Below are 14859 nucleotides of genomic sequence, written 5' to 3'. Positions count from 1 at the left end.
TGGCTGGGCTTTCCATCATGCGGGATGGGGTGTTTCGTGCTGGAAACCGGTGTTTCGTGCCAACACGCATGAAACCGCCGAATCATGTGGTATAAGGCGGGGAAACGCAAAAGGCGCTTTCCGGATTCTTGCGAACCCGGAAAGCGCCTGTACGGTCTATGACGGCTTATGCGTCGAGTCTGGTCACTCGGCCAGAGCCTTGTCCACGACCTCGGTCGCCTCGGCGAGCACCTTGTCCAGAGCCTCGGGGGACTCGAAGGACTCGGCGTACACCTTGTAGATGTTCTCGGTGCCGGACGGACGGGCGGCGAACCAGTTGTCCTTGGTGGTGACCTTCAGGCCGCCGATCTTGGCGTGGTTGCCCGGGGCCTCGGTGAGCTTGGCGGTGATGTCCTCGCCGGCCAGCTGCGTGGCCTCGACGTCGTCGCCGGTGAGCTTGGCGAACTTCTGCTTCTGCTCAAGGGTGGTCGGGGTGTCGACGCGCTTGTACCAGCTTTCGCCGAAGCGCTCGACCTGCTCCTGGTGCAGCTGTGCCGGGTTCTTGCCGGTCTTGGCGGTGATTTCCGCGGCCAGCAGGTCGGGGATCAGGCCGTCCTTGTCGGTGGTCCACACGCGGCCGTCCTTGCGCAGGAAGGACATGCCGGAGCTTTCCTCGCCACCGAAGGCGACCTCGCCCTTGAACAGCGGGTCAACGAACCACTTGAAGCCGACCGGGACCTCGACGAGCTTGGCGTTGATGGATGCGGCCACGCGGTCGATCAGGGAGGAGGAGACGAGCGTCTTGCCGATGCCGGCGTTCTCCGGCCAGCCCGGGCGGTTGCCGCCGAACAGGTACTCCACGCACACGGCGATGTAGTGGTTCGGGTTCATGACGCCCCAGTTCGGGCAGACGATGCCGTGGCGATCGGCGTCCGGATCGGTGCCGCCGACCAGATCGTACTTGTCCCACGCGCCGTTGTTGAGGGAGTCGACCAGACCCTTCATGGCGTACGGGGAGCTCGGATCCATGCGGATCTTGCCGTCATGATCGATGGTCATGAAGCTCCAGGTCGGGTCGACCTGCGGGCGCACCACGTCGATGGTCAGGTTGTACTTCTCGTTCATGAGCGGCCAGTAGTTGACCGAGGCGCCGCCGAGTGGGTCGATGCCCAGACGCACGCCGGAGGAGCGGATCACGTCGAAGTCGATGACGTTCTCCAGATCGGACACATAATGCTCGCGGAAGTCGAAGCGCTCGACCAGATCGGACTTGATGGCCTGCTCGAACGGCACGCGCTTGACGTTCTTGAAGTCGCCGAGCAGCTCGTTGGCGCGGTCGGCGATGGCGTTGGTGACGTCGGCCGGGGCCGGGCCGCCGGTGACCGGGTCGTACTTGAAGCCGCCGTCGGTGGGCGGATTATGGGACGGGGTGACAACGATGCCATCGGCAAGGCCCTCGCCGGTGAAGCGCTGGGTGCCGTCGGCCGCACGGTTGTGGGTCAGGATGGCCTGGGAGACGACGGGGGTCGGGGTGAAGTCGTCGCGGGAGTCGACGCGCACGCGCACGCCGTTGGCGACGAGCACCTCGATGGCGGTCTTCCAAGCCGGCTCGGACAGGGCGTGGGTGTCGCGGCCGATGTACAGCGGGCCGGTGACGCCGGCCTTCTTGCGGTATTCGGCGATGGCCTGGGTGATGGCCACGATGTGGGCCTCGTTGAACGAGGTCTTCAGGGACGATCCACGGTGGCCGGAGGTGCCGAAGGAAACGCGCTGTTCCGGGATGTTGGGGTCGGGGACGACGTCGTAGTACTTGCCAATGACTTCGTCGACATTGATCAGATCTGCTGGGGTGGCGGGTTTGCCCGCATTAATTGCAACCATGGGCTCTATTGTGCCACGGGCTATGGGCTAATGTGCGGTAATGTCATGTTTTGTTCGTGAAAACGTTGGCATAAATTCGATACACGGCGTGTCGCAAATGATAACGGGCATATGGCGGCAAACCTTTTCTCCACGGCCAAAGGATTTTGCCAAATATGTAAACGTAGTGTAAACTGCTTTTCATTCGATTACTCGCAGGGTTGCTAGTCCATTACGACGCAAGACCTGAGGCGCGGCATTGCATATGCCGTACCTCAGGTCTTTTTTTGTTTTTCGGCGGCAATGTGCGACGACGAAGACAACAAAGAAAAAGGAAGGAAGAGATCATGGCTGAGTCAACCGCGTCTCAGATCATCGCCGCAATCGGCGGTGCAGAGAACGTCCGCAGTCTCACTCATTGCGCCACGCGTCTGCGTTTCGAACTCGTAGATGCCGGCAAGGTCGATCAGGTCCGTCTTGACGGCACCAAGGGTGTGCTTGGCACCGTGCCGCAGTCGGGGGACCGCTATCAGGTCGTCATCGGTGGCGGCGTCGCCAACGTGTACGAGGACATCATGCATCTGCCGGAGATGGCCAATGCCGGCACCGGGTCCGCTGGAAAGCCGAAGAGCACCAGCGAAATGACCAACGCCGAGGTCAAGGCCGCCGAGCGCGCCAAGGGCCGCGGCAAGTTCGCATGGCTTGACTCGTTCTTCGAGTACCTGTCCGACTCGTTCCGCCCGATCCTGGGCGTGCTGCTCGGCGCATCCATCATCATCGCGCTGGTCAACCTGCTCATCTCGATCAACGTCATCCCGAACGACGAGGCCTCCGCCGGCTGGGTCTTCGTGAAGGCCATCTGGAAGGGCGTGTTCTACTTCCTGCCGATCATGGTCGCCTACAACGCCGCCAAGAAGCTGAAGGTCGACCCGTGGCTGGGCGGCGCGATCATGGGCATGCTCATGACCCCGCAGTTCACCAGCCTGATGGACACCAAGACGTTCCACGACACCATGTGCACCACCAACGCCGCACTGGGCACCACCTCCTGCACCGCCAAGATCTTCGGCCTGCCGATGCTGCTGAGCGACTACTCCGGCAACGTGTTCGTGCCGCTGCTCATGGCCGCGGTGCTGGCTCTCGTCTACCACGGGCTGAAGAAGATCATCCCCGAAAGCGTGCAGCTTGTCTTCGTGCCGTTCTTCTGCATGATCATCGTCGGCGCCCTGACCGCCTTCCTCATCGGCCCGCTGGGCGTGTGGGCAGGCAACGAGCTCGGCATCGGCCTGTCCTGGATGAACACCCACGCCCCGTTCATCTTCGCCATCATCATCCCGCTGCTCTACCCGTTCCTGGTGCCGCTGGGCCTGCACTGGCCGCTCAACGCCCTGATGATCATGAACATCAACACGCTGGGCTACGACTTCATCCAGGGCCCGATGGGTACGTGGAACTTCGCCTGCTTCGGCGCCACCGCCGGTGTGCTCTTCCTCGCCATGCGTGACAAGGACCCGGTCATGCGCCAGACCTCGCTCGGCGCACTTGCCGCCGGCCTGCTCGGTGGCGTCTCCGAGCCGTCCCTGTACGGCATCCACCTGCGTTACAAGATGGTCTACAAGCGCATGCTGGTCGGCTGCGCCACCGGTGGCGTCGTCATCGCCATCCTCGGCTGGCTCTTCCCGTCCACCGTCGCCTCCGGCCAGACCGTGCACGGTGTGACCACCACCGCCTTCGCCTTCACCTCGCTGCTCACCATCCCGGTGTTCAACCAGATGTGGGTGTACGGCGTGTCCATCGCCGCCGCGTTCATCGTGTCCTTCCTGATGGTCGCCATGTTCGACTACCGCACCCCGGAGCAGAAGGCTGAAGCCAAGCAGCGCGCCGCCGACTACGCCGCGGAGAAGGCCGCCAAGGCGGAAGTCGCAGCCGCTCCTGCCGCCGCTGCCACTGCTACCGCTACCGCCACCGCAGTGAAGCCCGCCGTGGAAACCACCACCGTCGGCTCCCCGCTGTCCGGCCATGTCGTGTCCCTCGACGAATCCGGCGATCCGGTGTTCGCATCCCGCGCCCTGGGCGAGGGCGTGGCCATCCAGCCGACCGATTCCACCGTGGTGGCCCCGGTCTCCGGCGTGCTGTCCACCGTGGCCGAAACCGGCCATGCCTTCGGCATCAAGACCGATGACGGCGTTGAGGTGCTGGTGCATGTCGGCATCGATACGGTGAAGATGAACGGCGAAGGTTTCGCCGTGGCCGTAAAGACCGATCAGCGAGTGAGTGCTGGTGATACGCTGGTCACGGTTGACTTCGATAAGGTCAAGGAAGCCGGATACAGCACCACCACGCTGATGACGGTCACCAACACCATGGCCCTGGCTTCGGTCACTCCGAGGACGGATATCGATGTGAAGGCCGGTGATGCAGTGCTCGATATCCAGCACTGACGACATCGACGTCGGGAAGGGAACGAAAAACAGTGGAAGTGCTTCGCGTATTCAATAACAATGTCGTCTTGGCAAAGGATGGAAACAGCGAAGTGATTCTCACGGGGCGCGGGCTTGGTTTCCAAGCCAAGCCCGGCCAGCGCATCGACGAGACGAAAGTCGTCAGGCGATTCGTTCCCTCCGACGGGCGTGACCCCGATCATATGGCGGAACTGCTCTCGAACATTCCGCCTGAGATCATCCGTTTGGTTACCGAGGCCATGACGAGGATCGGCATGGACGCTCAGATCGAGCGCCGTCCGGCCCTCGTCATGGCCTTGGCCGATCATCTGACCGGCGCCATCAGGCGCATCAACAAAGGCGTTGAGGTCGAATACCCGCTGCAGGCGGAAGTGCAGTCGCTGTACGCCCATGAATACGAGCAGGCAGAACAGCTCGTAGCCGTATTGAATTCCTATCTCGGCGGCATCCTCCCGGACGGCGAGGTGGTCGCCTTCGCGCTCCATCTGGTCAATGCCGGATTCACCACCGGAGACCTGACGCGCACCTACAAGATCACCGGCGTCATCCAGCAGATGATCAAGGTCATCGAACAGTCATACAACGTCAAACTCGACCAGCACAGCGTCAATGTGGGGCGTTTCATCACGCACCTGCGGTATCTGTTCGTCCGCATCAGCCAGAACAAGCAGCTTGACAGCGAGCCGCAGCCGATCATCGATTCGATCAAGGAAACGTATGCCGACGCCATGCGGTGCGCCGACAAGATCGCCGCGGTCGCTGCGCTGCGCCTGGATGCACGGCTTACCGAAGACGAGATAGCCTATCTTGCCCTGCATGTCTCCCGCGTCACCGCCGATGCCTTGGAGGAAACCAAGGCCAAAGGGCGGCAGACCAAGTAGTAAGCAGTTCTTTGCTCGCGGAAATCCGCGGTTCGGGACGGTCAGGAGACGGAAGGCGTCTCCGGCACGCGCACCGTCAGCGCATGCTTTTCCACGCTGATGCGGATATGCTGCGATTCGCCGAGAATATCGCCGTCGACCTCGGCCAGCGCGGGCTTCTCCAATTCCAGTTCGGCGCTGATGCCCTGGATCTGCTCCACGGTGGAGTTCATGGAGATCGGGTTCTGTTCCGGTTTCTTGGTAACGGTCTGATAGACGATGTCCCCGGCAAGATTCACCCAGCCGATCAGGCCACCGGTCGTATCGAGAATCTCGAAGTCAAGGATGCCGTCATCGTACGAGGCCTCGGGCATCAGGGAGAACATGGGGATCTCCCCGCAATTGCCCGCCATGAACGTGCGGAACGTGAGATTGCTTTTCGAATGGATGCTGCCGTCGGCACCGGTGATGGTGACGGTTCCGTGGTATTTGGGGGCGAACAGGTTCTTCATGCCGCCCACGAAGTACGCGAGCCAGCTGATGTTCTTCTTGAGCTCCGGGTCGGTGTCGTCGATCATCGCGGCGTCGAAGCCGATGCCCGCGATGATGAGAAAGGCATGGGCATGATCCTCGTTCTCGTTGTCCAGAAGCATCATGCGACCCATATCCACGGTGCGTGAGCCGTGCGAGGTGGCCACCGTGAGCGCCGCTTCGATATCACCCACCGGAATGCCCATATTACGTGCGAACAGATTGCCCGTGCCGATCGGGATGATGCCCAGCGCATGCCCTGTGCCGGACAGCGCGCTGGCGACGGTTCGTACGGTTCCGTCGCCACCCACGGCGATCACCACATCGGCACCATGGTCCAGTGCCTCCTGCGCGCAGACGCGACCGTCCTTATCGAGTTTCGTTTCGATGAATTCGATGTCGTTGAGCCCATGATTCGCGCAATACGAGGCGATGAAGCGTCTGTGCTCGCTGGCCTGCGGCTTCGAGGGGTTGATCACGAATGCGTAGTGGACGGAATCATTGTTCCGCTTTCCAAGCACGTCGGCCAATGCGCGACGCTTGCGTGAACGCACCGCGAAAACGATCGACAACACGATGACGATCACGGCCACGATCGCCGCGCAGGTTATAAGCACAGGTTTAGACATGTTCTCTATTTTTGCGAAGAGCCGGGATAAAAAATACATTCTTCGGAACAATCCTCCCCAATCCTGCACGAACGACCCCGGTGCGTCGCTACACGGCACTAGGCTTAGGCTCATGCTTGATATTCAATTCATTCGTGAACACGCTGATGTTGTTAAGGAATCTCAGCGCAAGCGCGGGGAATCCGTCGAACTCGTCGATGAAGTACTGGCCTCCGATGAGGCACGTCGTGCGGCGCTGAGGGATTTCGAAGCCGCCCGTGCGCAGCAGAAGGAAATCGGCAAGAAGGTCGCAGCCGCCTCGGGCGATGACAAGGCCAAGCTCATTGCCGAGACCAAGGATCTTTCCAAGAAGGTCTCCGAATACAAGGCCGCCGCTGATGCCGCTACCGGCGAATACACCACCGCCATGTGGAAGCTATCCAACGTGGTCGAGCCGGAAGCGCCGGAAGGCGGCGAGGACGACTACGTCGTCGTCAAGAAGGTCGGCCAGATCCGCGACTTCGCGGCCGAAGGCTTCGAGCCGAAGGATCATCTGACCCTCGGTCGTGGCGTTGCCGGCATCGATATGGAACGCGGCGTGAAGGTCGGCGGTTCCCGCTTCTACTTCCTGCGAGGCGCCATCGCACGTATGCAGATCGCCATGCTGACCATGGCCGTCGATCAGGCCGAGGAACACGGCTTCACGCTGGCCATCACCCCGACGCTGGTGCGCCCCGAAGTGATGCGCGGCACCGGCTTCCTCAACTCCCATGCGGACGAGATCTACCGTCTGCGCGAGCCCGATGATCAGTATCTGGTCGGTACCTCCGAGGTGGCGCTCGCCGGCATGCACGAGAACGAGATTCTGAACCTTGAGAACGGCCCGCTGCGCTACTGCGGCTGGAGCTCCTGCTACCGCCGTGAGGCTGGTGCCGCAGGCAAGGACACCTCCGGCATCATCCGCGTGCATCAGTTCGACAAGGTCGAAATGTTCGTTTACGCCAAGCAGGAGGACTCCTACAAGGAGCATGAGCACCTGCTGGCCATGGAACAGGAGATGCTGGGCAAGGTCGAGGTGCCGTACCGCATCATCGATACCGCTGCCGGCGATCTGGGGTCCTCCGCGGCCCGCAAGTTCGATTGCGAGGCTTGGGTGCCGACCCAGGGCCGCTACCGCGAGCTTACTTCCACCTCCAACTGCACCGAGTACCAGGCTCGTCGTCTGAACATCCGCGAGCGTACGGAGGACGGCTCCACCCGCGCCGTCGCCACGCTGAACGGTACGCTGGCCACCACTCGTTGGCTGGTCGCCATCATGGAGAACCATCAGCAGAAGGATGGCTCCATCGAAGTCCCGAAGGCCATGCGTCCGTACATGGGCGGCAAGGAAGTCATCGAGCCGACCACGTGGGAGGCCTGATCGGTCGATCAGGACCTATAAAGGTCCAATAAGCCGTTGAGCGGTGCCGGCATTATGCCGGCGCCGCTTTTTCGTATTCCGGCGATATGCCGCATACGGGATATGCGACGTATACGCCGTGTGGGAAGCTCGGGTGTTGATCGTTATGTGGTCGGTTTTCTACATTGTGGATAACTTGTGCATAACTACTGCATGCGGTGGATATGCATACTGTGGATGGCTCTGCGGTGGATAACTATGCCATGCGTGCAGACCTACAGGCCGTGTCGTGGCGGGGAAGGGTGCTTGTACAATGGTCGGAGCGCTTGCCCGGTTATGCGGGTGAGACGATGGGTAGATGTCTGAGCGGTCTAAAGAGACGGTCTTGAAAACCGTTGAGGTGCAAGCCTCCGCGAGTTCGAATCTCGCTCTGCCCGCTTGTTGGGGCTCCGGAATGCCGGAGCCCTTTTTGTTTTGCATGCGTTCCTTGCCGAGTCGATGGTTGCCGAACGCATTCGTATCACTTGTGGTGTTTCTGCGGGATGGGCGCAGTTTCCGTGATGGAAGTGACGAGAAATATGTCATTCCCATCACGGGAATTGTTGTAAAAGACCGCAGAAATCGTCACTGACCCCGCATAGCGATATGCCCCTGCAATGAATCGAAATCAGCGTTGCGTAGCGTGCTCCGACCTCATACGATGCGTCGATTTGCCGCCCATCGGGTCAGTTCGGTGCGGTTCGACAGCTGCAGTTTGCGCAGTACGGAGCTGACGTGTGTCTCCACGGTTTTGACGGAGATGAACAGTTCCGCGGCGACTTCCTTGTATGTGTAGCCGCGCGCGATCAGTCGCATGACCTCCTGCTCGCGGTTGGACAGCCGGTCCAGTTCATCATCGTGGATTGGACCGCCGAGCGCGTTGTTCGTGGACGGGGCGTTCTGGAAGGCGGACAGCACGAATCCGGCCAATTTCGGAGAGAACACGGCGTAGCCTTCATGCACCTGCTTGATGGAGGAGATGAGATCATCGCCGGAAATCGTCTTGGTCACATAGCCCTGTGCGCCGGCGCGGATTACGGAACCGACGTCCTGCGGCGAATCGGATACCGACAATGCCAAAAATACGGTATTGGGGGAGTAGCGACGTGATTTGGCAAGGATCTCCGTTCCGCCGCCACCTTCGCCGCCTGGCACATGCACGTCCAGCAGCACCACATCCGGTTTGGTCTGCGCGATCATCGCCACCGAACCCTCCACGTCGGCCGCCTGTCCGACCACGTCGAAATACGGCTGCAACGTGGCGATGACGCCTGCGCGGAACATTTCATGGTCATCCACGATGGCGATTCTGATGTGCTGTTCCTGCTCGTTCATTGCTGCTCCCTGATGTGATTGGATCGCTGCTGTGCCTGTTGCGTGTGTCGTGCTCATTGTGCCGGCTGCGCCAGCCACTGCGATTGTGCCGGCTGTACTTCCGTATCGTCGTTCGTTGCGGTCGCACCGCCGTCCGCGTCTCCCGTCGCGCCTGAAATCGGCATGTGCATGCGTACCTCTGTACCCCAGTTAGGGCGTGACACGATTTCCACTGTACCGCCACGCCGCTTGACGCGTCCGATAATCGACTCACGCAGGCCCAGACGATTCACGGGCACGGCGTTGATGTCGAAGCCATCGCCATGGTCGCGTACGAACACCTCCACCAGGTTGTCACTGGCCTCGCAGTAGACGGACACGGGCTCACCGCCATGCGTCACGGCGTTGACGAGCGCCTGTTGCGTGGCATCCAGCAGCGCGTCGGTCTGCGCGCTCGGCCGCGCATCGCCCACCGTCACCACCTCGATCGGCTTGCCATGTGTGTCCTCCACCTGCGCGGCGATCTGTTTCAAACCGGCGTTCACGGAACGATCCGACGTGGTGCGCTCCTGGTACAGCCATTCGCGCAGCTCGCGTTCCTGCTGGCGCGCCAACGAGAACACGGTCTGCTGGTCATCGGCATGCAACTGGATCAGTGCCAGCGTCTGTAATACGCCGTCATGCAGATGGGCGGTCATATCGGCGCGTTCCTCCTCACGCTCCTTCAACGCGCGTTCCGTTCCCAAGTCCCGGATCAGCGCCACGATCCATGGCACAATCGCCAGCAGCACGCCGACGAGCAGCGCCAGACCGGCGACCAGCATGGTGAGTGTGGCGTGCCGTGCGGACGGCATCATACGAACATGCGTGGCTATGTAGATTGCATACGCGGCGAAGATGATCGCGATGCCACCGAGCATCGTCCACGATTGGCCCTCTTTCGCATTGAACCGAAACCAGGACACGCCGATGCCGACCGCGCCGAGCAACACCGGCAGAATCAACGTACCTTCGATACCCGTCGCCGCCATCACCGCACACAGGCCCAACGCGATCAATCCCGCCATGGCCAGCAACGCGGGCTTCGGTGCCTGACGAAGCATCTGTTCCAGGCTTTCCGACGATTGCCGGCCGTCTTCCGATGGCGTTTCGACCGTCATGGTGTCGGGTTCCGTCGATTGCGGCCCGACGTGTTGTGTATGTGCCCCATTGTCCGTAAAGCCGTGTGAGCCGTGCCTGCCGTACGGCGCGTTGCCACGTGACAACGGTGCGCTGCCTGCGGATTGGCTGCTCGCGATGACGTATGCCTGCTGTACCGGGTCTCCGGCGGGAATGGTGATCCACAGGAAGATATAGGCGATGAGTCCGGAACCGAAGAAGAAGGACGTGATGACGACGATAAGACGGATCAGATGGACGGACACACCCAGATGCATGCTGATGGCCTTGGCCACGCCCGCGCACACACGTCCGTACGCTGGTCGTAGCAGCGGCAGCCTGGCCGGTCGTGATGGTGTGGGACGGCCTTCGCGCAGGGCCTGCTCGTAGCACCAGCGCATGTAGACCGCGCTGGCCTGATCGTACTGTTCCTGCGTGTACCGCGGTTTGGCTAAGGACTTCATACTTCCATTGTGTCCCGTCAGGGGTGCCGATTCAGGGCTTTCAGCCTGTGTTCAGGGCAGAATCAGGGTGTTCCCTGATACGTATGACAGTTGCGGGTTGCTGTAATGGAGACATGAGCAATGCACATAACAATCCACAGGACGGCTGGCAGGACGCTGGTTCTGCCGGGCCTCAGTCACAGCCCCAGCCGCCGATGTATCAGCCGCAGCCGAATCGCGGCAATCGGTTCTTCGCATGGATCCGTTCCAGCCGGATTACGCGCGGCCGCAACCGTTGGGTCGCCGGCGTGTGCGACGGCGTGGCGCGCCGCTTGGGATGGAATGCCGCCTTGGTCCGCGCGCTGGTGATCCTCACCTCGCTGCTGTTCGGTGCCGGAGCGGCGTTCTACGCATTGGCCTGGTTCCTGCTGCCGGACGAGACGGATGGCCGGATCCTATGTGAGGAACTGATCAACGGCCATTGGGATTGGAACTGTGCAGGCGCGCTGGTATGCGCCGCGGTGGCGCTGTGCCTGCCTGGTGCCGGATGGCTGGCATTCGGCGTGGCCGTGCTGGTCTTCTGGCTGCTGGTGAATCGCCAATCGTATGCTGCAAGCTGGCAGCCGCCGCAGTCGGGCGGACCATGGCCGGGGCAACCCACTCAGCCCGGACAGCCGGTGCAGCCTGCGCAGTCGCAATATGTGCCGCATTCGATGCCGACGGACACGGCCGCCACTGCGGACATGTCCGGCATGTCCGGCATGGCCGGCCAACCGATGCCGCAGCCGACTCGCACCACGTCCTCCGGCTACCAGCAGTATGCGCGTCCCGCCCAATCACCATATCAGACGGTTCAGCAGTCGGTAACCCCTCCGGCCGTGTTCGCCACATCCAATGTGCCACCGACCTTCACCGCGCCGCCGACGGTGGCGGTGCAACCGAAACGCGCTCGTCGCAAGCCCGCCGGACCGCTGTTGGTGCTGGTGACGCTTGGCCTGGCGTTGCTGGCTGTCGCCGGCACCGGCTGGTATACCACCACGGTGACGGTCGATTGGGATTACGCCTTGCGCGTGCTGCGTCTCGCCACGCTATGCTGTGGCGGCATCTGCCTGGGAATCGGCGTGGTGATTGTCGTGCTTGGCTGCATGGGGCGTCGCACCGGCGGCCTGCATCCGCTGGCATGGTGCGCGGCGCTCATGGCCGTGGCGATGACGTTCTGCACGGGTGCGGTGACATGGGAAAGCCGCGATTGGATGATGTCGAATGACTACCACCGAACCGCGGTGTCCGGCATCGTGACATGGAGCGACACCAGTGACGCCCAGATGAAACGGTACGAACAAGGACTGGTAGTGGCCGGCAAGGATTACGCCAACGATGTGCTCGACATCGATCTGAGCGGATATCCGGCCACGCACGGCAAGCACAAGGTCAAGCTCAACGACGGCACATACGGCGAAAGCTCATGCCCGGCGGGGGAACTGAATCTGGTAGTGGTGAACGCCCAAGTGGTGGTCACGCTGCCGGACGGATGCCATTGGTCGGTCAGCGATCCGGACAGCGGCTACACCAATGTCACGGATTACGTGGGAGGGCCGGATGGACTCACGTTCTTCAACGGCACGGGCTTCGTGGGTCTGTCCCTCGATGAGAACAATGATTCGAGACATGGTCATCATGGGACGAATAAGAGCGTTCCGGCGCTCAAGGGCACCACCGATGCCAACGATTCGGACGCGAACGACAACTCTCACGATTCGGTGTATAACGGCATGGATCTCGACAAGGCGTTCGCCACAATCTATGAGAACAAGTGGTATTGGCCATCGGTCGATTCGGACAAGGCACCGGAAGAGCCGGACCTGTTCGTCAACGTCGATGGAACGGTCGGCGGCAGCGTCACCATGCAGTATGCGTCCGACAGCAAGCTGCCATTGGGAACGACGGACGGCCAATCGCATGGTAGCACCGATGAAAAGACCGGCGGAAAGAACGCCGAGCGAAAGAGCACCGACGGAAAGGAAACGAAATGAGTGACGAAGAGACCCGCGAAATGCCGTTGGCGGATGCCATGGGAATCGCGGATGCCGCGGACGAGCCCACGGAACCCCTGCCGGTGCACGATATGCCGGTGCGGAACGAATCGGCGCGTCCGACCGGCTCGGTCGGTCCCTCCAACCTGGTCGACACGGCCGGGCCGACCGACCCCTCCGGCCAGATGCGCATCGGTACGACGGACGGCGATCCGGTGATCCGCCCGTCCGGTCCAAGCACCGGAACCATCGTGCTGGGCGTGTTCTTCTGCCTGATCGGCCTGACGGCCACACTGTGCCTGCTGCCCATCGGCGCGTGGCGGTGGATGCCGAACCCCTCGACGCTGTTCTTCTACATGGTCGGCGGCCTCGGCGCACTGCTGCTCGTCATCTCCGTGGTCTGGGCCGCCGTCGCCGCGGTGCGTCTGCGTCGCCGGGAACGGCAGTCAGCAGAACAGTCCCCAGAAGGCCAGCAGCAGCAACGATAGCGCCGAAGCCAGCATGACGAATACGGATACGATGGTGTGACCGCCGCCCCAACCGGACGTTCCGGTTGGTTCCTTGGAAGCATTGGCATCAGGCTGTGCGCGCAGGTGGGCCGCCGGCACATACGGCGGCCGCGGCAGGCGTACAACGAGATATTCCGTGATCAGCCATGCGAACGCGACGACCTCCAGCCGGCACAACATCACGACGACATGCCAGTTGCGCGCCAGCATCGCCGAATTGTCGGTCAGGGTGATCGCATCCTGCACCACCGTCACCAGGTAGGCAAGGAACACGCAGGTCGCCGCTGCGGCCAGCACCGCATTCACTATGAGCGCGATGCGGCAGGGCAAGGGGAAACTGTAGGTGTTCGCGGTCCGGCGACGGTTTCTGACCATGCCGGCGACCAGCAGCACCAGACCGCCAAGGCAGGCCAGCAGGCAGCAGAGCAGGCATATCGCGATGGCGGACGCCAGCACTCCGAGCGAGGTGACCAGGCCGGGATCGGTCGACGTCGGAGCCGTGAACCGTTGATGTGGCTGGCTCCCCGCGATCATCGGCGTTTTCCAACTGCTCGTCGTGGCTCCGGAGGTGACGGCGTTCACCCAATCCTCCAGATCGTGCGTATAGTGCGCGGCCAACGGCAGTCCGCCATTCGACGTGTCGGACTGCGTGCGCAGCTGATGGTTGGCATCGTAGTACCGCAGCGTCACATTGCGGTTCCCGGCCTTGTTGGCCGCCTGGGTCAGCAGTCGCGCCCCCTGCTCGATTGGCATCGCCGTATCCTGCGTGCCGTAATTGATCAGCAGCGGCATGGTGAGTGAGCTCCGGTAATGCGCGGCGTCGAAATCGGCGTAATTCGGGCCGATGCCGCCCACACTCAGACTGGTGAGTTTGGGAATGATGCGGATGACGGCATCCGGTGCTCCGGCGGTCGTGAGATAGCTGGTGGCCGCCATGGCCATCTGTTGTCGCCCGGAGACCACAGGGGAGGACGTCAATATGGCGAATGCCAGTTCCGGGTGCTCGCTGGTGAGCACGGTCGCGATCCAGGTGCCTTCGGATTCGGCGTAGATGCCGGTTTTTGCGGCGTCGACGCCGGGCCATTGCCTTAGCACCTTCAACGATTGCGCGTAGTCGTTCGCGCTGGACTGGTAGTCCCTGCTCAGCATGGAATAATTGTCGAGTCGTTTGTCCGGCACCAGCGTGGTGATGCCGGCCGAGGCCATGGCGTTGGCGATGTCGCCGAACGCCTCCGACGATCTGCCGGTTCCCGAACCGTGCAGGAATAGGCAGGCGGCATGCCCGCTGGGTGCGCCGATCGGCTCGCGTACGATCGCCTGTGCGGACAGCGTGCCGGTGAGCTTGACGGTGATATGCGTCTCCTTGGTGCGGTAGCGGCCTTCCTGCGGCGTGGCGATGCCGTTGGCGCGGATCGACGTATCGGATGATTGCACCGTGATATGGTCCGTAAACGGCTCTACCCGCCACCGTGGCGTACATGCGATGCCCAAGAGGCACAGCACCGCTGCAAGCACCAGCGCGACCGCTGCCGTCAACGCGACGGTCAGGCCTATGCGTCGGCCTGTTGTATTCAGCTGATGCGGTTTCTTCGGTTCCTCTGATTCGTTCGGTTCGTTCACTATGGCTCGCACAGTTGCCACTGTAGGACGTCCCGATGGCGATG

At 61.9% G+C, this 14859-nt stretch carries 10 protein-coding genes and 1 tRNA gene; 6 read left to right on the top strand and 5 right to left on the bottom strand.

Annotation, left to right across the window (positions count from 1 at the left end):
- Positions 1 to 183: 183 nt before the first annotated feature.
- Complete coding sequence (gene pgm / locus G1C98_RS07425) at positions 184 to 1860, bottom strand: phosphoglucomutase (alpha-D-glucose-1,6-bisphosphate-dependent) (RefSeq protein WP_169080604.1); 1677 nt, start codon at positions 1858 to 1860, stop codon at positions 184 to 186.
- Positions 1861 to 2186: 326 nt separating this feature from the next.
- Here pgm and G1C98_RS07420 point away from each other — a divergent pair, with 326 nt between their 5' ends.
- On the top strand, positions 2187 to 4280 hold the full coding sequence (locus G1C98_RS07420) for a glucose PTS transporter subunit IIA (protein ID WP_169080603.1): 2094 nt from the start codon (positions 2187 to 2189) through the stop codon (positions 4278 to 4280).
- A 32-nt stretch (positions 4281 to 4312) separates the two neighbouring features.
- On the top strand, positions 4313 to 5182 hold the full coding sequence (locus tag G1C98_RS07415) for a PRD domain-containing protein (RefSeq protein WP_169080602.1): 870 nt from the start codon (positions 4313 to 4315) through the stop codon (positions 5180 to 5182).
- 41 nt (positions 5183 to 5223) lie between these two features.
- Here the strand turns inward: G1C98_RS07415 and G1C98_RS07410 are convergent, their stop codons facing one another.
- Positions 5224 to 6321 carry a diacylglycerol/lipid kinase family protein gene (locus tag G1C98_RS07410; RefSeq protein WP_169080601.1) on the bottom strand — a complete coding sequence of 366 codons (1098 nt, stop codon included), beginning with the start codon at positions 6319 to 6321 and terminating at the stop codon, positions 5224 to 5226.
- A gap of 112 nt (positions 6322 to 6433) precedes the next feature.
- Here G1C98_RS07410 and serS point away from each other — a divergent pair, with 112 nt between their 5' ends.
- Both serS and G1C98_RS07400 read left to right on the top strand, forming a co-directional pair.
- Positions 6434 to 7720 carry a serine--tRNA ligase gene (gene serS / locus G1C98_RS07405; RefSeq protein WP_169080600.1) on the top strand — a complete coding sequence of 429 codons (1287 nt, stop codon included), beginning with the start codon at positions 6434 to 6436 and terminating at the stop codon, positions 7718 to 7720.
- 331 nt (positions 7721 to 8051) lie between these two features.
- Positions 8052 to 8136: transfer RNA gene (locus G1C98_RS07400), tRNA-Ser, on the top strand.
- 256 nt (positions 8137 to 8392) lie between these two features.
- Here the strand turns inward: G1C98_RS07400 and G1C98_RS07395 are convergent.
- Both G1C98_RS07395 and G1C98_RS07390 read right to left on the bottom strand, forming a co-directional pair.
- Positions 8393 to 9073, bottom strand: coding sequence for a LuxR C-terminal-related transcriptional regulator (locus G1C98_RS07395; protein ID WP_169080599.1), 681 nt, complete (start codon positions 9071 to 9073; stop codon positions 8393 to 8395).
- A 53-nt stretch (positions 9074 to 9126) separates the two neighbouring features.
- Positions 9127 to 10674: an ATP-binding protein gene (locus G1C98_RS07390; protein WP_169080598.1), complete on the bottom strand. Its 1548-nt coding sequence runs from the start codon at positions 10672 to 10674 to the stop codon at positions 9127 to 9129.
- A gap of 113 nt (positions 10675 to 10787) precedes the next feature.
- Between G1C98_RS07390 and G1C98_RS07385 the strand changes: the two genes are divergently transcribed.
- Positions 10788 to 12686, top strand: a complete 1899-nt coding sequence (locus G1C98_RS07385) for a PspC domain-containing protein (RefSeq protein ID WP_169080597.1) — start codon at positions 10788 to 10790, stop codon at positions 12684 to 12686.
- The gene (locus G1C98_RS07380) at positions 12683 to 13174 is read left to right on the top strand and encodes a hypothetical protein (protein WP_169080596.1); all 492 of its coding nucleotides are present in this window, start codon (positions 12683 to 12685) and stop codon (positions 13172 to 13174) included. Before G1C98_RS07385 ends, G1C98_RS07380 begins: the two co-directional genes overlap by 4 nt.
- On the opposite strand, the gene G1C98_RS07375 is transcribed toward G1C98_RS07380, so the two are convergent.
- Entirely contained in the window at positions 13133 to 14827 is a 1695-nt protein-coding gene (locus tag G1C98_RS07375) for an alpha/beta hydrolase family protein (RefSeq protein ID WP_335341298.1), read from the bottom strand. The two genes, G1C98_RS07380 and G1C98_RS07375, sit on opposite strands and share 42 nt — an antisense overlap.
- Between the last annotated feature and the right edge of the window lie 32 nt (positions 14828 to 14859).

It is taken from the genome of Bifidobacterium erythrocebi (genome assembly GCF_012932675.1).
Lineage (GTDB): Bacteria > Actinomycetota > Actinomycetes > Actinomycetales > Bifidobacteriaceae > Bifidobacterium > Bifidobacterium erythrocebi.
This window is presented reverse-complemented; position numbering and strand designations above follow the sequence as displayed.

Excerpts from the sequence above, each read along its gene's own strand:
- pgm (WP_169080604.1), bottom strand. The coding sequence starts at position 1,860 with ATGGTTGCAATTAATGCGGGCAAACCCGCCACCCCAGCAGATCTGATC.
- G1C98_RS07420 (WP_169080603.1), top strand. The coding sequence starts at position 2,187 with ATGGCTGAGTCAACCGCGTCTCAGATCATCGCCGCAATCGGCGGTGCA.
- G1C98_RS07410 (WP_169080601.1), bottom strand. The coding sequence starts at position 6,321 with ATGTCTAAACCTGTGCTTATAACCTGCGCGGCGATCGTGGCCGTGATC.
- serS (WP_169080600.1), top strand. The coding sequence starts at position 6,434 with ATGCTTGATATTCAATTCATTCGTGAACACGCTGATGTTGTTAAGGAA.
- G1C98_RS07395 (WP_169080599.1), bottom strand. The coding sequence starts at position 9,073 with ATGAACGAGCAGGAACAGCACATCAGAATCGCCATCGTGGATGACCAT.
- G1C98_RS07390 (WP_169080598.1), bottom strand. The coding sequence starts at position 10,674 with ATGAAGTCCTTAGCCAAACCGCGGTACACGCAGGAACAGTACGATCAG.
- G1C98_RS07385 (WP_169080597.1), top strand. The coding sequence starts at position 10,788 with ATGAGCAATGCACATAACAATCCACAGGACGGCTGGCAGGACGCTGGT.
- G1C98_RS07380 (WP_169080596.1), top strand. The coding sequence starts at position 12,683 with ATGAGTGACGAAGAGACCCGCGAAATGCCGTTGGCGGATGCCATGGGA.